Origin of the sequence: Marinobacter halotolerans, from assembly GCF_008795985.1 — a bacterium.
Lineage (GTDB): Bacteria > Pseudomonadota > Gammaproteobacteria > Pseudomonadales > Oleiphilaceae > Marinobacter > Marinobacter halotolerans.
Genome location: NZ_VMHP01000001.1, coordinates 1,546,596 through 1,568,811 on the forward strand (window position 1 = coordinate 1,546,596; position 22,216 = coordinate 1,568,811).

At 52.7% G+C, this 22,216-nt stretch carries 20 protein-coding genes; 13 read left to right on the plus strand and 7 right to left on the minus strand.

The window, feature by feature from the left end:
- Positions 1 to 125 precede the first annotated feature (125 nt).
- Positions 126 to 662, minus strand: a complete 537-nt coding sequence (locus FPL19_RS07235) for a MarR family winged helix-turn-helix transcriptional regulator (RefSeq protein ID WP_150911781.1) — start codon at positions 660 to 662, stop codon at positions 126 to 128.
- Positions 663 to 1,023: 361 nt separating this feature from the next.
- On the opposite strand from FPL19_RS07235, the gene FPL19_RS07240 reads away from it, so the two are divergent.
- The 10 genes from FPL19_RS07240 to FPL19_RS07285 all read left to right on the plus strand — a co-directional run bounded on the left by FPL19_RS07240 (position 1,024) and on the right by FPL19_RS07285 (position 10,559).
- Positions 1,024 to 2,166, plus strand: a complete 1,143-nt coding sequence (locus FPL19_RS07240; protein ID WP_150911782.1) for an acyl-CoA dehydrogenase family protein — start codon at positions 1,024 to 1,026, stop codon at positions 2,164 to 2,166.
- Positions 2,167 to 2,190: 24 nt separating this feature from the next.
- On the plus strand, positions 2,191 to 2,646 hold the full coding sequence (locus tag FPL19_RS07245) for a MaoC family dehydratase (RefSeq protein WP_150911783.1): 456 nt from the start codon (positions 2,191 to 2,193) through the stop codon (positions 2,644 to 2,646).
- A 44-nt stretch (positions 2,647 to 2,690) separates the two neighbouring features.
- Positions 2,691 to 3,869, plus strand: coding sequence for an acyl-CoA dehydrogenase family protein (locus FPL19_RS07250; protein WP_150911784.1), 1,179 nt, complete (start codon positions 2,691 to 2,693; stop codon positions 3,867 to 3,869).
- 405 nt (positions 3,870 to 4,274) lie between these two features.
- Positions 4,275 to 5,042, plus strand: coding sequence for an SDR family NAD(P)-dependent oxidoreductase (locus FPL19_RS07255; RefSeq protein WP_150911785.1), 768 nt, complete (start codon positions 4,275 to 4,277; stop codon positions 5,040 to 5,042).
- A gap of 34 nt (positions 5,043 to 5,076) precedes the next feature.
- Positions 5,077 to 5,871, plus strand: coding sequence for an enoyl-CoA hydratase-related protein (locus tag FPL19_RS07260; RefSeq protein ID WP_150911786.1), 795 nt, complete (start codon positions 5,077 to 5,079; stop codon positions 5,869 to 5,871).
- Positions 5,872 to 5,945: 74 nt separating this feature from the next.
- Positions 5,946 to 7,445, plus strand: a complete 1,500-nt coding sequence (locus tag FPL19_RS07265; RefSeq protein WP_150911787.1) for an enoyl-CoA hydratase-related protein — start codon at positions 5,946 to 5,948, stop codon at positions 7,443 to 7,445.
- Positions 7,446 to 7,461: 16 nt separating this feature from the next.
- Complete coding sequence (locus FPL19_RS07270; protein WP_191965234.1) at positions 7,462 to 7,878, plus strand: FAS1-like dehydratase domain-containing protein; 417 nt, start codon at positions 7,462 to 7,464, stop codon at positions 7,876 to 7,878.
- 17 nt (positions 7,879 to 7,895) lie between these two features.
- Positions 7,896 to 8,312 (plus strand): MaoC/PaaZ C-terminal domain-containing protein, encoded by a 417-nt coding sequence (locus tag FPL19_RS07275; protein WP_150911789.1) that lies wholly within the window; start codon positions 7,896 to 7,898, stop codon positions 8,310 to 8,312.
- A gap of 19 nt (positions 8,313 to 8,331) precedes the next feature.
- Complete coding sequence (locus FPL19_RS07280; protein ID WP_225314326.1) at positions 8,332 to 9,582, plus strand: acetyl-CoA hydrolase/transferase family protein; 1,251 nt, start codon at positions 8,332 to 8,334, stop codon at positions 9,580 to 9,582.
- 50 nt (positions 9,583 to 9,632) lie between these two features.
- A complete protein-coding gene (locus tag FPL19_RS07285; RefSeq protein ID WP_150911791.1) occupies positions 9,633 to 10,559 on the plus strand; it encodes an SDR family NAD(P)-dependent oxidoreductase in 927 nt (308 codons plus the stop codon).
- Positions 10,560 to 10,615: 56 nt separating this feature from the next.
- Here FPL19_RS07285 and FPL19_RS07290 read toward each other — a convergent pair whose 3' ends face one another.
- Positions 10,616 to 11,509, minus strand: coding sequence for an HpcH/HpaI aldolase/citrate lyase family protein (locus FPL19_RS07290; protein ID WP_150911792.1), 894 nt, complete (start codon positions 11,507 to 11,509; stop codon positions 10,616 to 10,618).
- A gap of 136 nt (positions 11,510 to 11,645) precedes the next feature.
- Between FPL19_RS07290 and FPL19_RS07295 the strand changes: the two genes are divergently transcribed.
- From FPL19_RS07295 to FPL19_RS07305, 3 genes are read left to right on the plus strand one after another with little or no spacing between them, the layout of a single operon-like run.
- Positions 11,646 to 13,082 (plus strand): 3-oxoacyl-[acyl-carrier-protein] synthase III C-terminal domain-containing protein, encoded by a 1,437-nt coding sequence (locus FPL19_RS07295; RefSeq protein WP_150911793.1) that lies wholly within the window; start codon positions 11,646 to 11,648, stop codon positions 13,080 to 13,082.
- Positions 13,083 to 13,120: 38 nt separating this feature from the next.
- On the plus strand, positions 13,121 to 14,323 hold the full coding sequence (locus FPL19_RS07300) for an acetyl-CoA acetyltransferase (protein WP_150911794.1): 1,203 nt from the start codon (positions 13,121 to 13,123) through the stop codon (positions 14,321 to 14,323).
- Positions 14,324 to 14,326: 3 nt separating this feature from the next.
- The gene (locus FPL19_RS07305; RefSeq protein ID WP_191965235.1) at positions 14,327 to 15,217 is read left to right on the plus strand and encodes a PaaI family thioesterase; all 891 of its coding nucleotides are present in this window, start codon (positions 14,327 to 14,329) and stop codon (positions 15,215 to 15,217) included.
- Between the two features lie 16 nt (positions 15,218 to 15,233).
- Here FPL19_RS07305 and FPL19_RS07310 read toward each other — a convergent pair whose 3' ends face one another.
- The 5 genes from FPL19_RS07310 to FPL19_RS07330 are packed head-to-tail and all read right to left on the minus strand — an operon-like array spanning position 15,234 to position 22,213.
- Complete coding sequence (locus tag FPL19_RS07310) at positions 15,234 to 16,910, minus strand: methyl-accepting chemotaxis protein (protein ID WP_150911796.1); 1,677 nt, start codon at positions 16,908 to 16,910, stop codon at positions 15,234 to 15,236.
- A 57-nt stretch (positions 16,911 to 16,967) separates the two neighbouring features.
- The gene (locus tag FPL19_RS07315; RefSeq protein WP_150911797.1) at positions 16,968 to 17,900 is read right to left on the minus strand and encodes an electron transfer flavoprotein subunit alpha/FixB family protein; all 933 of its coding nucleotides are present in this window, start codon (positions 17,898 to 17,900) and stop codon (positions 16,968 to 16,970) included.
- Positions 17,901 to 18,650: an electron transfer flavoprotein subunit beta/FixA family protein gene (locus FPL19_RS07320; protein ID WP_150911798.1), complete on the minus strand. Its 750-nt coding sequence runs from the start codon at positions 18,648 to 18,650 to the stop codon at positions 17,901 to 17,903. It lies immediately after the preceding gene.
- A gap of 16 nt (positions 18,651 to 18,666) precedes the next feature.
- Positions 18,667 to 20,175, minus strand: a complete 1,509-nt coding sequence (locus FPL19_RS07325; RefSeq protein ID WP_150911799.1) for a CoA-acylating methylmalonate-semialdehyde dehydrogenase — start codon at positions 20,173 to 20,175, stop codon at positions 18,667 to 18,669.
- Positions 20,176 to 20,233: 58 nt separating this feature from the next.
- Positions 20,234 to 22,213 carry an acetoacetate--CoA ligase gene (locus FPL19_RS07330; RefSeq protein WP_225314327.1) on the minus strand — a complete coding sequence of 660 codons (1,980 nt, stop codon included), beginning with the start codon at positions 22,211 to 22,213 and terminating at the stop codon, positions 20,234 to 20,236.
- Between the last annotated feature and the right edge of the window lie 3 nt (positions 22,214 to 22,216).

Below are 22,216 nucleotides of genomic sequence, written 5' to 3' on the forward strand. Positions count from 1 at the left end.
CAGACAGTTGCTCGCTCGGATTGGCGTAGACTATATGACCGCAGGCCAATCACCACCTGGCTAATGGCAACAGCGCTCCGTTGATAATCCGTGTGCGCTGAGAACGACTGGCCCCAAAATCACATCTATCCCTCTTCTTGAGACTTAATTGAAACCAGGTTGCTTTTAACCGTTTCCAGCATCTCGCACAAATGCATTCTCTGATCGTGATCAAGCCCTTCAAGAATACGCTCACTCATGTCATGGCTCATGGCTGCCATTTCCTTGATGACTTGCTTGCCTTTACTGGTCAGGAAGACGCGCTTTACTCGACGATCCTCGACATCGGGCCGCCTTACAATTAGCTCTGAAGCCTCGAGTCGATCTACAAGACCACCCAAAGCCGCCTTACCCAACTCAAGCAGGTTAGCCAGATCACTCTGAACCATTCCATCATGACGTGAGAGATACGCTAACACCCACCACTGAGAACGAGTGACGCCCAGTGGCCGCATGAAGTTATCAAACACGGTCCGACGCAAACGTGAGACATCGTGCATCAGAAAACCCAAATGGTATTCCCAATTTCGATCATCCTTCACGTTCGTTTTCCGGCTGCTCTTCTTGCCCGGTTTTGCGTTCGCTGCAGCCAGCTCCAGATTTGCTTCCGAAATCTCATTCATCTATTGCTCCACGCATTATTAGCTCCCTCCTCCCCTACCCACGCCTCCGCATGAACGAGGTAACCACGAGGCAGCAGCAAGGTATTTTTCAATATGATATCCAAAGAGACATTATTATAACAGAACCAGTTTCTCTAAACGCCCTCTTTCAATGGCTTTTTCCGAACCAACCCCATACTCTCGCACCCATTGCCACCACCCCTGAAGGAGCCTAAGCTTTGGAGCGCATTCGCCACGCTTCATCGTTGTCGACTGACTTATCTATTTCTGTATGGTTGCATATTATACCTCTGCATATTATCATTAATTCATTGATTGTTACAGGTGATTGTATACCCGATACCTTCGAGAGGCCGGCAGCATGGGCAGATTTACTGAAGAAACCGAGGAACATTCAATGTTCCGGAGCAGCGTGCAGGGATTCATTCAAAAAGAAGTAAGACCGTTTTTCCAGGACTGGGAAGCGCAGGGCATTGTGAGCCGTGAACTCTGGGAAAAAGCTGGAGCTGCCGGCTTGCTTTGCCCACAAATACCCGAGGAGTATGGAGGTCCTGGCTGCAGTTTTAAGTACAACACGATGGTGGTCGAAGAGTTTACTGGCGAAGGCTTTATCGGCCCAGTGAATAATTTCTCAGTCCATAGTGATGTGTGCGCCGGCTATCTGCTGGGCTACGGCTCTGAAGAACAGAAGAAAAAATGGCTCCCCAGGATGGTCTCTGGCGAAACTGTCTGCGCCATTGCCATGACAGAACCAGGCACAGGCAGCGATCTTCAAGCTATAAAAACTCGGGCAAAACGTCAGGGTGACAGTTACATTATCAACGGTTCCAAAACCTTCATTTCCAATGGCCAGCACGCAGATCTCGTTATTGTTGTTGCCAGAACCGGAGAAGAGCCCGGCGCGGCGGGAATCAGCCTAGTTCTCGTCGAGAGCACAAGAGAAGGTTTTGAACGAGGAAGAAACCTTGACAAAATTGGCCATCATTCCGCCGACACCTCCGAACTTTTCTTTTCCGACGTGGAAGTTCCCGCATCAAATCTACTCGGCTCCGAAGGTAGTGGGTTCGGGGCACTGATGTCGGAACTTCCGCAAGAACGACTAACCATCGCGGTAGCATCAATTGGCGCTGCACAGTACGCATTCGACATCACGCGCCACTATATGGAAGAACGTACAGCATTTGGAAAACCGATTATAAAATTTCAGGCCAACAGCCACAAAATGGCAGACCTGAAAGCAGACCTTGCTGTGGGCTGGGCATTTGTAGATCAGTGCATAAAACAACATGAACTTGGTGAGCTTACGCCTGCTAACGCTTCAATTGCCAAGCTTTGGTGTAGCGAGCTGCAAGGCAAGCTTGTTGATCAATGCCTGCAGTTTTTCGGTGGTTACGGATTCATGAAGGAGTACGAGATCGGTCGCCTGTTCAATGATGCGCGCGTGCAGCGTATTTATGGCGGCACTTCTGAAATCATGCGAGAGCTGATTTCAAGATATCTTTGATTCATTGGCTACCGGAGACTTCCTATGGCGGGTCGATATTTTGAACAACTGAACGTTGATGACGTCTTCAAGCATGAAGTGAGGAAGACTGTTACCGAATCGGACAACAGCTGGTTTTGCGCAGCAACCTACAATCCGGCACAAATTCATATCGACGCTGACTATTGTGCGAATACCGAGTTCGGGAAGCCCCTGGTTAACTCCGTATTTACGCTTGGACTCGTCATCGGTGTCAGCGTTCAGGATACAACACTCGGAACAACCATCGCCAATCTTGGCTTCAGTGATGTCACTTTTCCAAATCCGGTTTTTACCGGCGATACAATCAATTCCGTAACAACCGTCGTCGACACCCGAAAGAGCAAGTCTAGGAAGAACGCAGGCATTGTTACGTTCATGCACGAAGGGTTTAACCAAAAGGGCGAGGTGGTTTGTCGGTGCAAGCGACAAGCCCTCATGATCTGTAACGAAGACAACTGACGAATTACGCCTTTACTGAAACCAACTGAATATGTGGTGACACTATGTTTAAGAGATCGCTTTTTAACCAGGAACATGAAATGTTCCGAGATACCGTACGGAAGTTTATCGATAAGGAAATAGCTCCCTACCACTATCAGTGGGAATCAGATGGTGTTGTTCCTCGTGATCTCTGGTTGAAGGCCGGCGAAGCAGGCATGCTTTGCTGCACCGTTCCCGAGCAATATGGCGGCTTGGAATTAGACTACCTGTTCGATGTCGTGGTCTTTGAAGAGATGGCTCGTAGTGGCTTCACAGGCCCAGGGTTCCTAATACACTGTGATTTGGTGGCAACCTACATCAAGTCTTTTGGTACCGAGGAACAGAAACAACAATGGCTGCCGAAAATGGTCAGCGGTGAGGCTATCGGTTCATTGGGCATGACAGAACCCCATGCCGGTTCGGACTTGCGGAACATTCGCACCAGAGCGGTGCGGGATGGTGATGATTATGTCATAAACGGGCAGAAGGTCTTCATCTCCAACGGCCAACTCTGTGACGTGTTGGTACTAGCAACTAAAACCGACGCGACAGACCGCAACAACGGCATTACCCTTTTTCTCGTTGATACCAGCCTGCCCGGCTTCCAGAGGGGCCAAAACCTGGACAAGCTGGGTATGAAAGCACAGGACACGTCCGAGTTGTTTTTCGAGGACCTGAGAGTACCTGCCAACTGCATGCTGGGCGAAGAAGGCAAGGGCTTCGACCTCATGATGACCAAGCTGTCCCAGGAAAGACTGGCACAGGCTATCCGGTCTGCCACCGTGGCGGAGCACCTGATCGATATTACTGTGGATTACACCTCTGACCGTGCGGCGTTCGGCAAGACCATCGCCGACTTCCAGAACACCCAATTCAAAATCGCCGAGCTGAAAACAGATGCAGTTATCGGACGCGTCTTCACTGATGAGTGCATCAAGAAATTCATTGACGGCGAACTGGACCAGGTCGATGCCGCCATGGCGAAAATGTGGTTGTCTAACCTGCATTGTCGAGTAGCAGACGAGTGCTTGCAGCTGTTTGGTGGCTGGGGGTACATGTGGGAGTACCCTATTTCCCGAGCATTTGCCGATGCCCGCATCGTGAAGATCGCAGGTGGCTCAATCGAAATCATGAAACATATTATTGGCCGACACGTAATCAAGGAAGCGAAGAAAAGGAGGGGACAGCCAACGGGATCCTGAACGTTTGACGTTACTGTTGTTGTCGGGCGTAAGCCCTTTTGCCGGGGAGCTGACAGAAACCAAGTCAGAATAGTTACCTGCCGTCTCCACAGTAGGCCTCTCCCCGGCCTTTTTGCATCACTGGAGTTGTTAATAGACCTGCATGCTTTAAACCAACAAGTCCCCTAAACTCAGGCCCATCTTTTTAACACTGAAACTTCCGCCCGCCCTTGATGCTAAGAAATCTTCTAAAAAACTTTTATCAATATAGCAATACGTTAACACAGATTCAGAGTCCATTTATCCCCAGAAGAAGACACCCGTAGCCCCGGCATTATTTCTTGCATTATGATCAACCAAAATGTAGTATGTATGCATACTTTAGTGATGCTTACTTGATATCCACACAACCAAAGAGGACCCATCATGCGCGGATTGAAGGATAAAGTAGCCCTGGTAACCGGAGCAGGCAGCGGTATCGGAAAATCCATTGCCTTACGCCTGGCTGAGGAAGGCATGCACGTCGGTATTCTTGATATTGATGAGGGAGCGTCTGAGGCCGTCGTTGCTGAAATCAAAAAAGCAGGCGGTACTGCTGACCACCAGAAGTGTGACATCACTGACTTTGATAATGTCACCACCGCAGTTGCCGCTATTGAAGGCCGTATCGGGCCCACCTGGTTGCTCGTCAACAATGCCGGCTGGGATCGCCCAATGCCATTCCTGAAAACCGAACCGGATTTCTGGCGCAAGGTGGTCGATATTAATTATCTCGGCCCACTTCACATGACCCGTGCCGTCGCGCCCGGCATGGTTGAACGCAACGGGGGTCGTATTGTCTTTATTGCTTCCGACGCCGGCCGCGTCGGCTCATCTGGTGAAGTTGTCTATTCCGGGTGTAAAGGCGCAACCATAGCGTTCGCCAAAGCACTTTCCCGCGAAGTTTCCCGCAAGAACGTTTTGCTGAACTGCGTGTGCCCCGGCCCCACCAACACGCCGGCCATGGACGCCTTTGTAGGCACCGGCGAGGAAGGCCAGAAAATTCGCGACGCGATGGTGAGAGGTGTACCCCTGGGCCGGATTGGTGAGCCAGAAGATTACCCCGGACTTGTGGCGTTCTTCGCCAGTGACGATGCTTCCTTTATGACCGGCCAGACCATCAGCGTGTCCGGCGGCCTGACAATGCATGGCTAATGCCATTCCACTCCCACTTTAATTGGAGATAACCATGAGCGACGAATTCAAAGACATCCTTTACGAAGTTGGTGAAAATGCCGTTCGTATTACCATCAACCGCCCGGAAGTGTTTAACGCCTTTCGCTTACAGACCGTGGAAGAGCTGATTGTTGCGTTTCAGCGCGCCAATGAGGAAAAGTCGGTCAACACCGTTGTGCTTGCGGGCGCTGGCGACAAGGCATTCTGTACTGGCGGCGACCAGAAAGCGCATCTCTCGAAAGATGGTCTCTACGGCCCTCGCGGTACCGTGGGCCTGCCAATTGAGGAGCTTCAAACCGCCATTCGCGATCTGCGTAAGGTATCCATTGCCCAGGTTCAGGGTTTCGCAATCGGTGGCGGCAACGTATTCGCCACTCTCTGCGACCTGACCATCGCTTCTGAAAAGGCGGTTTTCGGCCAGGTCGGCCCTAAAGTCGGCTCGGCCGATCCCGGCTGGGGCACCGCATTGCTTGCCCGCCACGTTGGTGAAAAGAAGGCCCGCGAGATCTGGTTCCGCTGCAAAAAATACAGCGCGCAGGAAGCCTGCGATATGGGGCTGGTGAACAAGGTTGTCCCCCATGAGAAGCTCGCAGAGGAAGTTGAAGAATGGGCTGCCGATATAAATCAGATGAGCCCCTCTGCTATTTCAATCTGTAAGCGCTCCTTTAACGCCGACAGCGAAAACATCCGCGGCATAAGCTTTATGGGTGTGCAATCGGTTAAGCACTACTACATGAGCGAGGAGTCCAAGGAAGGAGTTCGCGCATTCAACGAAAAGCGCAAACCTGACTTCAAGAAGTACGTGTAACTCTCAAAACAGTCCAAAGGCTGCACTATGATCGGTGCAGCCTTTCCTCCCACGGAACCTAAAAAAGCCGAGCCATGTTTACCGACCCGAACCTCAAAGCAGAACTGAAATCCGAAGGCGTTATGGTTGCTGCCATCGACATGCCAGGCCGCTCCATGAATGTGTTTTCTGCCGATATGATGGACTCACTGGAAAACCTGATGATAGAGGTTGAACAGAATCCGGATATCAGAGCCCTGGTGATTACGTCCGCCAAAAGTACTTTCCTTGCCGGCGCTGATCTGAGCATGATCAAGGTCTTTACGGAAAGAGCAGCAGGCGACTCGGACGAACAGCTCCATGATCTCTGCGGTCGGCTTGGCCGCCTGTTTTTAAGGCTTGAACAGATTGAAAAGCCCACTGTCGCCGCACTTAACGGTCTGGCGTTGGGCGGGGGTCTGGAGCTGGCACTGGCCTGCCACCAGCGCGTAGTTATAGACGACGACCGGGCTGTGCTGGGATTGCCCGAAATCAAGCTCGGGCTGCTGCCAGGTGCGGGAGGGACGCAACGCCTGCCACGGCTGGTTGGTAATGACACGGCCATCCATATGCTGCTGACAGGTCAGCCCGTAAACCCGAAGAAAGCACTTGAAATCGGATTGGTGGACACCGTTGTCGAAGCGAACCGCTTGATCGACGAAGCCCGGAAACTGGCACTGTCGCCCGTTCGAACGAAGGCAAACTGGTACAACGACGATTTCCGTGCTGAAGACATCAGCCTTGATGGTAACGACGGAAACCCCTACCGTTCTGTTTACGAAAGACTCGATATCCAGCCTGACACTTACAGACACTACCCCGCCTACGACGCCATTATGGATTGTGTCACCAAGGGCTTGAAAATGCCCATGGACAAGGCCGTATCCTGGGAGATGGATGTTTTCGTCAAGCTGATCAAGGATCGGGTCGCCGCCAACATGGTGCGGACGCTGTTCCTCGACCGTCAGCGCGCACAGAAACAAACTGCGGGTGTCGAAAGCCCGGCAGAACGCCTTGCCATTATTGGCCATTCGGATACATCGAAGCTGATTCGCCAGCTCGAAAAAGCTCGATTCGACATTATCAACGTCGATGAACTTACCGATGATGACCTGGTTTTGATTGCCAACGGCGAGAGTCTCCACAAAGGAATCCCGGTCAGGCTAATCACTGCAAGCTCAACACCGATAGCTGACAGCGAGGTTGGCCTCTGGCTCTCCCCGAAAACGACTGACGGACAAAGCGCGGAAATTTTTTGCAAGGGCCAGCCCAAAGATAGCCGAGCGCTGAACGCTGCACTTCTGATCGCTCGAAAGCTGGGTGCAGCTCCACTGCTGACACAACATTCCCACGCCTTGATGCCAATCCTCGCAGAGACCGTCCAATTGGCTACATCCGGTGACAACTCTCTGGATAAAGCATCGCAAATCGCCTCCGATTATGTTGAAACCAGCAGCAAGGCCGATCCCGATTTTGTTGATGTGGCCTGCGTGTTGGCTGGACTGTTTCCGGCGTGGAGTGGTGGCCCTTTCAAATACCGGGAACAGAAAGGCTAAGCATGGAGGATCGTGCATGACTGAAGATAATTATGTTGGCTATGAATACCCAACGTACGACTTTACCGTCACGGAAGAGAGTTTGAATCGCTTCATGGTCGCCATAGGGAGACAACCCTCATCAGCAACGACGCCGGTAGCCCCCCCCACTTATCAAAAGGTTATCGAGGGTAAGGGCGATAGCTCCCGCAAGATCCTCGAGAATCTCGGCATTGACCTTAAGCGGGTGCTGCACGCAGAGCAAGAGTTTGACTATCTGGAGCCCATCACTGCCGGTGACCGGTTAGAGGTTTCACGAAGGGTGTCGGATCACTACTTCAAAAAGAATGGTACCCGTGAGTTTCTGGTTGTCGAGTCTGAAATTCGCAGGGCGCTCTTGCCCCAAATCCTGGTAGGAAGATCCCGTCAGGTCCTTATTCTTCGCCAAATCTAAGAACACGGAGACCGGGTATGTCTTTAAGTTTGGAAGCACTAAAACCAGGAGATTTGGTCGCAGAGCGTGTTTTTGGCCCGATTACCGGAGACATGCTTGTTGCGTATGCCGAAGCCTCTGGTGACAGTAATCCACTCCATCTGGATCGTGACATCGCTCGTAAATCGGGTTTCGACGATGTGATTATCCACGGCATGCTGGGAATGGCGTTACTTGGGAACCTGCTAACCGATGCTTTCCCGCAAGATAACCTAAAACGATTCAGTTCACGGTTCGTGTCGATCATGCCAGTGGAGAGCATAATTCTGTGCCGTGCTGAAATGGTGGAAAAAAGTGCCACCGCTGTTGTTCTCAAACTCGAAGCCAGCATTGACGGTACCGATAAAACAGTGATTACCGGCTCAGCCGACTTATCGCTTCCTGTTGCATCCTGAAAAGGATTTCGTTATGCCAATGTCAGAAACTCTGAGTAATGTCGTCCAACGACTGCGACCAGGCATGACGGTCTACGTGCCCGGTGTTTCAGGTGAAAGCTTGGCCTTTTACAAAGCGCTTAAAGAAGCACCGGAGGCTTGCCGAGGAGTGCGCTTTGTTGGCGCCTTGTTCCCAGGGATAAACCAGTCAGATTACTTGGGCCTCCATCCCGAGGCCTGTCAGCGCAATTATTTTATGCTCCCCGGTCTTCGTAAAGGACTGGCAGATGGCCGCGCAGAAATCCTGCCTCTGGACTATCCCGGCATTTTTCGTGACCTCCAACAAAACGTCGAGATTGATGTGGCCATTGCCCAGGTAACGGCTCCGGACGCCCAAGGGTTCTGCTCACTGGGGCTCTCGCAGGACTTCATACCTGCTGTCTGGGGCAAAGCCAAGATCAAGGTGCTTCACATCAACCCTGCCTTGCCCAGAACACAGGGCTCATTCCGTATCCGCTTTCGTGATGCGGATGTCTGCTGTGAGGAACCATCCGATCTGGTCACCTACAGCAAAGCAGTTCCTGAATCGCTCCAGCACGATATCGCCGGCCATGTAGTGAACCTGGTTAACGATGGCGACACACTGGAACTGGGAATCGGCAAACTTCCCTCTGCCATTGTGGAGGGCCTCACCTCCCATCGAGACCTGAAGGTCTATTCGGGAATGGTCTTGCCCAGTGTCACCCATTTGATAGATAGCGGCAGCATAAAAGGATGGGGAGCTGTGCGGGCTGGCGTTGCCCTGGGTGATTTGGAGTTTTACAAGCGACTTGGCGAAGATCCCACTTTCTATTTCCAGCCGGTCAGCGAAAGCCATAGCCTCCAGAGGATTGCAGAAATTCCTGGCTTCTGTGCCATAAATTCCGCCGTGGAAGTCGATCTTTTCGGGCAGGTGAACTCCGATTCTGTAAAGGGCCGCCAACTTGCCGGTGTGGGCGGTCTCCCCAGTTTTGTCGGTGGTGCGCGCCTGTCTCAAGGAGGACGCTCAATCATCGTCCTGCCCTCTATGACAGACAACCAGAAATACACCCGCATCGTGCCCGCGCTCTCCAGCAAGTGCTGCACCGCCCTGCCCAGACACGACGCCGACTACGTTATTACCGAATACGGAGTCGCCAGCCTGCGCGGGCTATCCATACATAAACGCGCCGAAGCATTGATTTCCATTGCCGCTCCATCAAGAAGAGATGAACTGTTCGAGGAGTGGCAGGCCATTATCAGGGGACTGTAGCGCCCCCACAATCTACCACTAATCATCCCCAAGCCAAGTAAGGAGGGAATATGAGTAACCGATCAGAGGGTGTACTGGCTGGAAAAGTAGCGTTAGTCACCGGTGCCGGACGCGGCATTGGCCGTAGCATAGCCGTGGAACTTGCCGCCGCAGGTGCCAAAGTCGTGGTGAACGATCTCGGCGTTGCCCTTGATGGTGACCCTACCAACGAATCGCCAGCCGATGCCGTGGTTACCGAAATCCAGAATGCCGGTGGCGAGGCTGTTGCGGACAAGAATTCCGTCGCAGAATGGAGTCAGGCTCAGCAAATGGTGCAAACCGCTGTCGACAAATTTGGCCAGATCGATATCGTTGTTAATAACGCAGGTAATCTAAAGGACGTGATCTTCCACAAGATGTCGGAAGAAGAATTCGACGCAGTGATTACCGTCCACCTCAAAGGCAGCTTCAACGTCAGTCGAGCTGCAGCGCCGCATTTCAAGGCACAGGCGTCCGGTTGCTTCATCCACATGGCCTCAACATCCGGCTTGATCGGGAACTTCGGCCAGGTGAACTACTGTGCCGCCAAAATGGGTATCGTGGGGATGTCCAAAGCCATTGCCCTGGATATGCAGAAGTTTGGCGTACGCTCCAACGCGATTGCTCCTTTTGCCTGGACCCGTATGGTCAGCTCAATTCCGGATGAAACCCCGGAACAGAAGAAGCGTGTGGAAGGCCTCAAGAAATTGATTCCGGAGAAAATTGCACCTTTCGTAGCAGCATTGGCAAGCGATCAGGCCGCCCATGTATCCGGCCAAATTTTTGGCGTCAGGAATAACGAGATTTATCTCTTCTCCCAGCCACGACCAATCCGGACCGCCCATACCTCTGATGGCTGGACACCGGAAACCATCCTGGAGCGGGTGTTCCCGATGTTCGAAAGCGATTTCTATGCCCTGCATCGTTCGGGTGAAGTCTTTACCTGGGACCCGGTGTAACGCAAAGAGCGTTATTTTTAGGAGCCTCCGGGCTCCTTTCAGTTATCTGCAAGCACTCAACCTCGTCCAACACTGGCCAGCAATCGCTGCGCCGCTTTCAAGTGCGGAATGTCGAGCATTTTACCGTCCAGAGACACTGCCCCCTGCCCTTCTTCAAACGCCGCAACAACCCGGTTGGCAAACGCGATTTCGTCCTCGGATGGCGTAAACGCGGTATTGATTGTTTCGACCTGTCCGGGATGAATCGCTACCTTTCCGGTGAACCCGTCATGGCGGGCCTCTCTGGCATTGGCCAGGCAACCCTCCGGATCTTTAAAGTCCACGTACACCGTATCGATTGCCTGAACATCCAGCATATGGGCTGCCAACAGCATCTGGCCACGCACCTGCTGATAGAGAAAACGCCACGACCCATCCTCATGGCGCGGATTACCTGCACCAATTGCACTACTCAGGTCCTCTGCTCCCCAGATCAGGCCTGCCAGTCGTGGCCTGGGCCGGTTCCCCAGTTCTGACAAACGTAAGACCGCTTCTGGGGTTTCCGTGGCAACCGCAAGGATTTTAGTCTGGCCGACGGTTACATCCGCCATGGCTTCCGCCATTTCCAACCAGTGACTCACCAGATCAAGGTCCTCTGGCCCGTATATCTTTGGCAGCACAATGCCTACCGGCTGCATCGGAACAACGGCGGCAAGGTCCTTCAGCAACTCACCGGAACGAACATCATTCACTCTCACCCAGTGCTCGGCCTTGCAGGTGTTAGTCTTAAGGAACTCGCCCAGCTTGTTCCGGGCCAGGGGCTTGTTTGCCGGCATGACAGAATCCTCAAGATCAAAGGCGATTGCATCGGCCTCGAGATCAATGGATTTAACCAGTTTTCTGTCGCTGTCAGCAGGGACAAATAAAATGGAGCGAATGATACTCGGGGAATCCGTCTGTGGGATAGGCATAAAAAACCTTCTTTCTGAATTGCCAACGAAAGTTAACCAATTTAGTATACTGCAATACTATATTGTAGACTATTTTTAACACCAAGGGCGAGCCAAGACGACCTCCCCTCAGCGATGGATACAACGGAGACCTGATATGAGCAATACCAGTACGGTTGGCATCAAGGCTTTTGGCGCCTTCATCCCCAGGTTACGGCTGGATCGCGCAGCAATTGCCAAAGCGCATTCCTGGGCCTTTCCGTCCATTCGGGGAAAGGGCGAGAAAGCCATCTGCTCATGGGACGAGGATGCCATCACTCTGGGCGTAGAAGCCGCACGTGATTGCCTCGGCAACCACCAGGATAAAATTGGCAAGGTCACTTTTTGCTCTACCACTGCGCCCTTTGCTGATCTTCAGAATTCCGGAATTATTGCAGCCGCTATGAATCTGAATCAACGAACTGGCTGCCTGGATGCTGGAGGCTCAACGCGCGCGGGCCTTAACAGCCTTATAAATGATCTCGTAAACACATCAGAGCAAGATCAGTTGGTGATTGCCAGCGACCGCCGCCGGGCACAGCCGGCAAGCCCTGCTGAAATGCGCTATGGCTCTGGTGCTGCCGCAATGCTTGTCGGGCAAGGCGACCTGATTGCGTCCTTTCTCGGCGGAGAGCACCTGGCGACTCCGTTTATGGATCATTACCGGATGAGCGGTCAACCATACGATTACTACGGTGAAGAGCGCTGGATACGTGATGAGGGCGTGGTCAAACTGGTACCTGCCACGATAGAAGCATTGCTTGAACGTTCAGGTACCGAGACGGCTGCGGTGGCCTATTTCGGGCTGTCAGGTGCCCCCAAAGGCAGCGACAAAATCGTTGCCAAAAAACTCGGCATTAACCCCGCCAACCTCCTGCCGGATTTTCAGGAAAACGTCGGAGATACCGGAACCGCGCATCCTTTGTTACAGCTCTCGGCAGCATTTGAAAGAGCCCGCCCGGGAGACATCATTGTTGTTGCTGCTTTTGGCGCAGGCTGCGATGTGGCAGTATTCCGCAAGGAAAATGGCAGTCGGAAACCCGAGAGGGGTCTGGCAGGAACCCTTAAAGACCGCATACCGGAAACCTCCTACCTCAAAATGCTCTCCTTCGACGGCGAGCTCAATATCGACTGGGGCCCCAGAGCAGAAGTTGATACCAAAGCTTCATTCCCGCAGCAATACCGGGCCGCCGACCAGATCCTCAGCTTTACCGGCGGCAAGTGTGACTCTTGTGGTGCAGTGCAATTTCCAAGCACAACCAACTGTGTAGAGTGCGGCACTCCGGACACCCAGAAGCCGTTTCAGCTTGCCAACGATAACGCCGAAATCGCTACTTACAGTGCTGACTGGCTGCAGTATTGCCCAGCGCCCCCACTCTACGTTGGCCTTGTACAGTTTACATCCGGGGCAAGGGTCCTGATGGAGATCGTGGATGTTGGTGAACAGGAGCTGGACGTCGGTATGCCATTGCGAATGGTGTTCAGGGTCAAGGCCAAGGATAACCTGCGGAACTATCGCCGGTATTTTTGGAAAGCGACACCCACGAACGACTAACACACGCTAGCGACAGAATATTCAGTAAGGGTTAAACAATGGCTTCAGGTATTAAAGACAAAGTTGCGATTATCGGGATGGGGTGTTCACGATTCGGTGAGCGCTGGGATACAGATACTGATGGGCTGATTAACGAGGCCTTCAACGAGGCAATGCTGGATGCAGGTGTTGAACGCTCACAGATTGGAGCTGCCTGGCTGGGTTCAGCCCTGGATCAAGTCAATATCGGAAACTCCGCCATTCCCTTGGCCACATCCCTGCGCTTAACCGGCATCCCCGTTACACGGGTTGAGAATATGTGTGCCACCGGAACCGAAGCCCTCAGGGGTGCAGCTTATGGCGTTGCCTCAGGCGCTGTAGACATCGCTATTGCCGTTGGGGTCGAAAAGCTCAAAGACACAGGGTTCGGTGGACTGCCTGTCCCGACTAAGGGCACGCTCAATGATTTGTGGATGCCCTATTCTTCTGCCCCGGCCGGCTTTGCACAGTTAGCCTCCGGCTATCGTAAGAAATACGGTGTCAGCAAAGAAGACCTGAAGCAGGCCATCGGCCGTGTTTCCTGGAAAAGCCACCAGAACGGAGCCAAAAACCACAAGGCCCACCTGCAAAAAGCCATTGATCTGGAAACCATTGTCGGCGCCCCGATCGTTGCCGATCCATTAGGAGTCTTTGACTGCTGTGGCGTCAGTGACGGAGCAGCCTGCGCCATCATTACCACACCCGAAATTGCCCGCAGCCTGGGTAAACACGATCTGGTGACGATCAAGGCACTGCAGCTTTCCGCCAGCAGCGGCTGGGAATCGTCAACCGGTGGCTGGGATGGTAGCTACGTGAAGAACACCCGGCTTGCTGCAAAGGCGGCCTACAAAGAAGCGGGTATCAATGATCCTGTTTCCCAACTAAGCATGACGGAAGTGCACGACTGCTTCTCCATTACGGAGCTGGTCACCATGGAGGACCTGGGTCTTTCCGAAGACGGTCAGGCCTGGCGTGATGTGCTCGAAGGCAAATTCGACGCGGACGGCGAGGTACCCTGCCAGGTCGATGGGGGCCTCAAATGTTTCGGCCACCCCGTGGGTGCCAGCGGCCTGAGAATGGTGTACGAAAATTACCTCCAGTTGCAGGGGCGTGCGGGGGAGCGGCAACTCAAAAATATGAGCATGGGGCTCAGTCACAACCTCGGCGGCGTACCGTATAACAGTATTGCGGCAATCAGTATTGTTGGAATACTGGAGGATTAGATTGTGAGCCCACTATTGCGCTGGCCTATTCGAGACCTCCAGGATTTTTTCGTCGACTGTGTGCCACACCAGAGTGCGCTGGGACTTCAGGTGACTGAATGCCTGGACGGCCATCTTTCCGTAGATATGCCTTTTGCAGATTACCTTACAGACTCGCGGGCATCCGAGATATTGCACGAGGGCGGCATCATCTCACTGATAGACGCCTCCGCCGGCTCTGTATTACTGACGCAGCGAAAAGAACTCCGGAGAACCGCCACGCTGGACTTGCGAATCGATTTTCTGAGGCGCTGTCGGCCGGGCGAAGGGGTAAGTTGCCAGGCAAAATCCTTAAAGGTCAGCCGGAATGTTGGCGTAACCCATGCAAAGGTACACGACAGTGATGAGGATAGTCCGATTGCGGTTGCAACGGGAACCTTTGCTATATTTCAGGGCGAGGCAGAGCCCCACAGATTTGGCGAGGGAGATACCCGCTTTCGCAATGACGCCAAATCAGCCTCAAGGATCGATAATTCAATTTCCGACAATCCCTACGAACAAATGATGGGCATCCGGCCAGATGACGATAGTGAAAGATCCGACGGCTGTATGACTTTTCGCGAACATCTAATTGGTAATCCCTATGTTCCGGCCATTCACGGCGGTGCTGTTGCATCTCTCCTACACGCCACCGCAAAACTGGTACTTATGCGAGAGACGTCTGCCACTATGCCCCCGAAAATGCTGAGCTGCAGTCTCGAGTACCTTGGTTCCCCTCTCACCAGGAATACATTTGCAAGTGCTTCGATTTCCTCAATTAGCCGGCGGTTTGCCAATGTTCGCGTGATCGCTTTTCAGGAATCCCCTGACCACCCAATCGCCGCCGCTACCATCCAGTTTTTACTTGTCACCTAAACATACCTTGCAGGAGTCAGGTTTTGAATTGCTGGACAAGTCCGCGCAGATTATCACCCAGCTGCGCGAGTTCCCTGCTTGCTTCATTCGTACGCACGACGCCCGAATCGCTGCGTTGGGCCGCGTCTACAATCCGCACAATATTCTGATTGATCTCCTCCGCCACCTGGCTCTGCTGTTCAGCCGCAGTTGCAATCTGGGAAACCTGTTCGTGAATGTTACCAACTGATTTTTCAATCGTACCAAGTGTTCCAGCAGCACCATTAATCCGCTCTTCGGTTTCACCAGCACTTTCCCTCGATGCCTTCATTCGTTCAACAGCATTGCTGGACTCCTCAACAAAGCCGTCAAGCATCTCACGGATCTGATCAGCAGATTCCGCACTGCGGCGCGCAAGTTGACGCACTTCATCCGCGACGACAGAAAATCCTCGCCCATGCTCACCCGCACGGGCCGCTTCAATTGCTGCGTTCAAGGCAAGTAAATTAGTTTGTTCAGTGACGCCATGAATGACATCAAGTATCTGTGAGATACCCTCTGTTTTTTCCGATAACGCTTCAATGCTCGTTGCGCTTTCCTGTATCTCTGACGTCAGTTTTCTCACTGCGTCTTGCGCTTCGGCGACACTTTGCCCGCCTTCTCGCGCCAAATGGTCAGCGTCAGCTGCTGCGGTCTCTACACCGTTGGCATTTCCTGCGACCTGCTGAATAGTCGCAGCCATTTCATTGATAGCCGACGCAATCTGATCCGTCTCAACTCCCTGTTCCTGAACAGAACGACTGGTTTCATCGGCAACCTGGCTCAGCTCCTTTGCTGAATCTGCCACCTTGTCCGTTGTCACCCCCACTTCACCGATTGTTTGTTGTATTTTTATCACAAATGCGTTGAAACACCGCCCAAGCTCTGCCAACTCATCGCTTCCATCATCTGGAAGCCTGTGCCGCAGATCGCCCTCCCCACTGGCAATCTCTCGCATCATTACACTGATATTGGCGATGGGAGCGCTTACGCTACGACTGGCGAGCATCCCAATCACAACAGCGACCACAACGATCCCTATACTTACCAAGAATATCAGCATCAATATGTTGGAAATTTTCGCCGCAATGTCCCGTTTCGCCTGCTCCAATGCAGCCGTGATATCAGTAATATTGACCCCTGCTCCAATCAGCCAATCCCATCCTGTGATCATTCGTTGATACGAAAGTTTTGGCTGAATTTCTCCATACTCTGAGTTCATATAAGTATAAGTATGAAACCCGTCGCCTTTAGTTGATTGGACAAGTGCAGAGAGCAGCTTCCTGAGCTTCGGGTCTTCGGTGGGCCCTTCCATGGAAGGATCTGGCCGATACGCCAGATTCTCAAGGTCAGGACCGAATGCGATAACATAGTTATCGTTGCCAAACGATATTGACCTTAATGCACTGCGAGCTCGTTGTTTGGCCTCAGAGTCCGAAATGCCCGGCGATTCCTTGATTTCCATAACCATGGAGTGAGCGACATCCACTGTATCTCGCAACCCTGTCCGCCGGCTCTCCAGCAGGCGTGTTTCGAGCCTATCAATTTCTGTTTCACCGTTTGCCTTGATCTGAACGATCGATACCCATGCAATGGAACATGCAGTGAGCAGGACAGGAAAAAGAATTGAGACCAGAATCCGAAAACTGATACGAAACCGGTTAAGCCGGGGCATGACAACAAGCTCCTATTACTATGCCCTAATAATCCTCGGAGTCGAGGGCCAAGGTACTCAGAGCTTGCTGTCAAATTCAGGGACAGCCTCAAAAAGGTCCGCCACCAACCCATAATCCGCTATCTGGAAAATCGGTGCTTCTTCGTCCTTATTGATTGCCACAATAACCTTTGAGTCAGACATGCCTGCCAGATGCTGAATGGCGCCAGAAATACCCACTGCCAGGTACAGTTTCGGCGCCACGATCTTGCCCGTCTGGCCTACTTGCAGGTCATTGGAGACAAACCCTGCATCAACAGCTGCCCGTGATGCCCCTACGGCCGCCCCAAGCTTATCGGCCAAACCGTAAAGCAGTTTGAAATTATCTCCATTCTGCATACCACGACCACCTGAAACGACAATGTCCGCCGCTGCCAAATCTGGCCGATCTGATGTTGTAAGCTGCTCATTAACAAACCGGGCTTTATCGTTATTCAAAACTAAGTCGCAATTTTCGATGGTGGCCGGATCGTCCTTCACAGATACCGGATCAAACGCCGTTGCCCTTACTGTAATCACTTTTACAGCTGCAGAGGATTTTACCGTCGCGATAGCATTGCCGGCGTATATCGGACGTTTGAAGGTTTCTTCATCCACCACTGAGATAATCTCAGAGATCTGATCAACATCCAGCATCGCTGCAACCCGAGGCATGAAGCTTTTGCCCCAGGTAGTGGCAGACACCAGAACATGGCTGGCACATTTACCTAACTGAACCACTAGGTCGGCCATATTCTCCGGGAGCTGGTGCTCATAGCCCGCATCGTCGCAAACAATGACTGTGTTCACGCCATCGCATCGGGCTGCCTGCTCTGCGACAGAACCGCAACTGTAACCGACCACCAGTACGGAGATATCCTCTGGCCCTACTTCTTTCGCAGCCGCCAGGGCGCTACGCGTCGCCCCGTTAAGTTCGGAATTATCGTGCTCCGCAATAACAAGAATGCTCATTCAGATCACCCTGGCTTCATTTTTGAGTTTATCGACAAGCTCGTCCACGTCCGCAACCCGGATACCGGCGGTGCGGGTCGCAGGTGCTTCAACCTCCACGATCTGCAACGTGGAACCGGTGCCCACGCCCAGATCTTCCGGAGTTACGATGTCCAATTCCTTTTTCTTGGCTTTCATGATATTGGGCAAAGAGGCATAACGCGGCTCGTTCAGGCGAAGATCCGTCGTCACGATGGCTGGCAGAGTCAACTCTACCGTTTGAAGTCCACCGTCTACTTCGCGGGTAACCTTTGCTTTGCCATCCACGATGTCGATCTCGGAGGCAAACGTCGCCTGGGGATAACCGGCAAGCGCCGCCAGCATCTGCCCCGTCTGGTTGTTGTCGCTATCGATAGCCTGCTTGCCCAGCAAGATCAGGTCAGGCTGCTCTTTATCGACCACACTTTTGAGGAGCTTGGCGATCGGCAGGGCGCTAAGGCTATCTTCGCTTTCAATTAAAATACCGCGATCCGCTCCCAAAGCCATTGCCGTGCGAAGCTGCTCCTGAGACGCCTTGCTACCCACGGAAACCACAATAATTTCAGATGCTATGCCTTTTTCCTTGAGCCTGACGGCCTCTTCCACCGCAATCTCGCAAAAGGGATTCATGGACATTTTGACGTTGTTCAGATCAACGCCTGACTTGTCCGGCTTAACTCTCGCCTTCACGTTGTAATCAATCACTCGTTTAACAGCGACTAGCACTTTCATAAACGGATACCTTTCGTTATTTCAGGGTAATGGTGGTATTCACTCCAGCACCCACATCATCTTCATCAAACCAGCGTGCGGTAACAGTCTTGGCCTGGGTATAGAATTGGATAACCTGTTTACCGTATGGGCCAAGATCACCAAGCTTCGAACCTCGCGAGCCGCTGAAAGAGAAAAGTGGAACTGGCACGGGAATTGGGACATTGATACCTACCTGCCCTACATCAATGTGCTCTTCGAAACGATGAGCCGCGCCACCGGAACGGGTAAATACAGCCGTGCCATTGCCGTGCGGGTTACGGTTAACAAACTCGATGGCATCGTCCAGGGTGTCTACATTTACCACGCACAATACGGGGCCGAAAATTTCCTGCTGATAGATCGTCATATCCGCCGTTACATTGGCAAATATTGTGGGGCCAACAAAGTTGCCGTTTTCATAGCCCTCAACTTCTGGATTACGACCGTCGAGAACGAGCTCAGCACCCTCATCCACTCCTTTTTGGATAAGACTATGAATGCGATCCAGCGCGGACCTTGAGATAACAGGGCCAACATCGGTCCCATCCTCAACGCCAGCGCCAACCTTCAGTGACTTCGCTCTTTCAATCAGATCTGGTAGCCAATTCTGGGCCTCACCGACAAGAACCATGACAGGCAACGCCATACAACGCTGTCCCGCAGCGCCAAAAGACGCACCTGCGATGTTGTTCAGGGTTTGCTCTTTATTCGCGTCTGGCAGAACCACACCATGGTTCTTGGCCCCCATCATGCACTGCACTCGCTTACCGGACTGGGAAGCACGATGGTAGACATGAGTCCCTACATGGGTCGAGCCAACAAAGGAAACAGCTTTGATATCAGGGTGATCACAGACACCGTTAACCGCATCTTCACCGCCGTGAATCACGTTCAGAACGCCAGCCGGAATACCCGCCTCCAGAGCCAACTCAACCAGGCGCATAGTCACCATGGGGTCCTGTTCTGACGGTTTGAGGACGAACGTATTACCGGTCGCGATGGCCATCGGGAACATCCACAGCGGAATCATCGCCGGAAAGTTGAATGGTGTAATACCGGCACAGACACCGATGGGCTTGAGCAGCGTATAGGTGTTCACCCCACCAGCGACATTGTTTGCATGCTCGCCCAGCTGCAGGTTACCAACAGCGGAAGCGTGCTCCACCACCTCCAGACCACGGAAGACATCGCCTTCGGCATCAGCCAGAGTCTTGCCCTGCTCAGCGGTAAGTAGAGCCGCCAGCTCCTTCATATTTTCACGAATAAGCTGTTGGTATTTCAGAAAAATTCTTGCTCGGGCACCAATTGGAGTCTGTTTCCAGCTCTGAAACGCCTTGTTCGCACTTTCTACGGCACGTTGAATTTCATCTTTGGTCGCAAACGGCACCCGGGCCAGCACTTGCTGAGTGGCCGGATTAACTACATCGCGCCATTGATCAGCTTGAGATTCAATAAACTCACCATCGATCAGCAGCTTTACCGTTGGAATATTAGTTTCTGACATACTTTTTCACCTTTCGAAATTTGACAATCCTGTGGAAACGTTCTGAGAAACAAACAAATCAACCCTGGCCTTGAGCCTTGCTCAGAAATCGCTCTGCAAATTTTCTGTACCATTCGAGACTGTCCGGATTGGCCAGCGAATCCCGGTTAACCACCTGCTCCAGGGGTTGACCAAGAAGTACTTTCTTAATCGGCACTTCAAGCTTCTTGCCAGACAGGGTTCTGGGCACCGCTGGTACGGCGAAAATATCGTTGGGGACATGCCTTGCGGTCAGCGCATTGCGGATACGAGATTTAATGTCCTCACGGAGGCTCTGATCGAGTACCGCTCCCTCTTTTAGCACGACAAAAAGAGGCATGTAGGATTGCTTGCCAAGAAACTCCAGGTCCACCACCAAGCTGTCCACCACCTCGGGCAGCACCTCTATCGCTTGATACAGCTCACTGGTACCCATCCTGATACCATGACGATTAATCGTGGCGTCGGAACGACCGTAGATAACAACCCCGCCACGAGTCGTGACGCTCATCCAGTCACCATGGCGCCAGACTCCCGGAAAGGTATCGAAGTAACTCGAGTAGTAACGCTCGTTGCCTTTGTCATTCCAGAAGTACAATGGCATACAGGGCATGGGCTCAGTGCAGACCAGTTCCCCGACTTCATCAATAACCGGCTTCCCGGCATCATCAAAGGCATAGACGGCAGCACCCAGTACCCGACACTGCATCTCCCCTTTGTAAGCAGGCAAGGTCGGATTGCCCCCGATAAAGGGACCGGCAAGGTCGGTCCCACCAGACATAGGCGCGATCCACACATCCTTGCCCAGTTGCTCCTGTATCCATTCGTAACAATCCGGTGCCAACGGAGAACCGGTAGACCCGATGGTGCGCAGACTGGATAGGTCAGCTTCCTTTTTTGGCTGGACGCCGCCTTTCATACAGGACTCGTAAAAAGCGGCACCGGCACCAAAAAGCGTGACACCGGCGTCGCCTGCGAATCGCCAGAGCCGGCCGAGATCCGGATAGCCTGGGTTGCCATCATAGATGCAGACTGTACTACCAACGAGCAGCCCGCCAACCTGGCAATTCCACATAATCCAACCGGTAGTGGAGTACCAGTGATATCGGTCTTGGGGACCAAGATCGTTATGGAACCCCAGACTCACAGACATTGAAAGGATGATGCCACCATGGCCATGGACGATCGGCTTGGGCTTGCCGGTTGTTCCGGATGAATAAACAACCCAGAGTGGGTGATCGAATGGCAGCCACTCTGGCTGGAATTCAACCGAGTCAGAAACCAGTTCAGCCCAATTGAGAGCTTCATCCTCCCTGACAGGTGCGCCTTCAGCTTTCAATACGTCAACAGGCACAAAATGCCGCACGGAAGGCAGTTGCTCCCGGATCTCCCTGACAACCTCTCTGCGATCGTAAACCTTTCCGTTATAGCTGTAGCCATCGCACGCGATCAGCACTTTAGGCTCGATTTGGCGGAAACGATCCAGGACACTTATGGCCCCCATATCCGGAGAACATACAGACCAGACAGCGCCAACGCTGGCACAGGCCAGGAAAGCCACAATGGTTTCAGGGCGGTTGGGCAGGAATGCCGCAACGCGGTCGCCCTTGCCAACACCGAGAGCCCTCAGGGACGAGGCCAGGGATGCAACCTGTTGCTCCAGATCCTGCCAGGAGATATCCCGCTGATTGCCCGCTTCGTCCTCAAAAATAATGGCAGGACTATCACGCCCCGCATTTTTGAATACCTGGTTTACATAGTTCACCTGTGCGCCCGAAAACCACTTGGCGCCCGGCATCTTGCGGCCATCCAGAACACTTGAGTAAGGCACCGGGGACTCTACTTCAAAGTAGTCCCAGACACTCTCCCAAAACTCTTCAATATTGCTTACGGACCACTGCCAGAGTGAATCGTAGTCACTGAAGGTGGTGTTTTCAGAGCGCTCCGACAGCCATTGGGCGTAATGGTTGATACGAGCATTGGCTCGGCGTTCAGACGTTGGTCCCCAGAACGGTTTCACGTT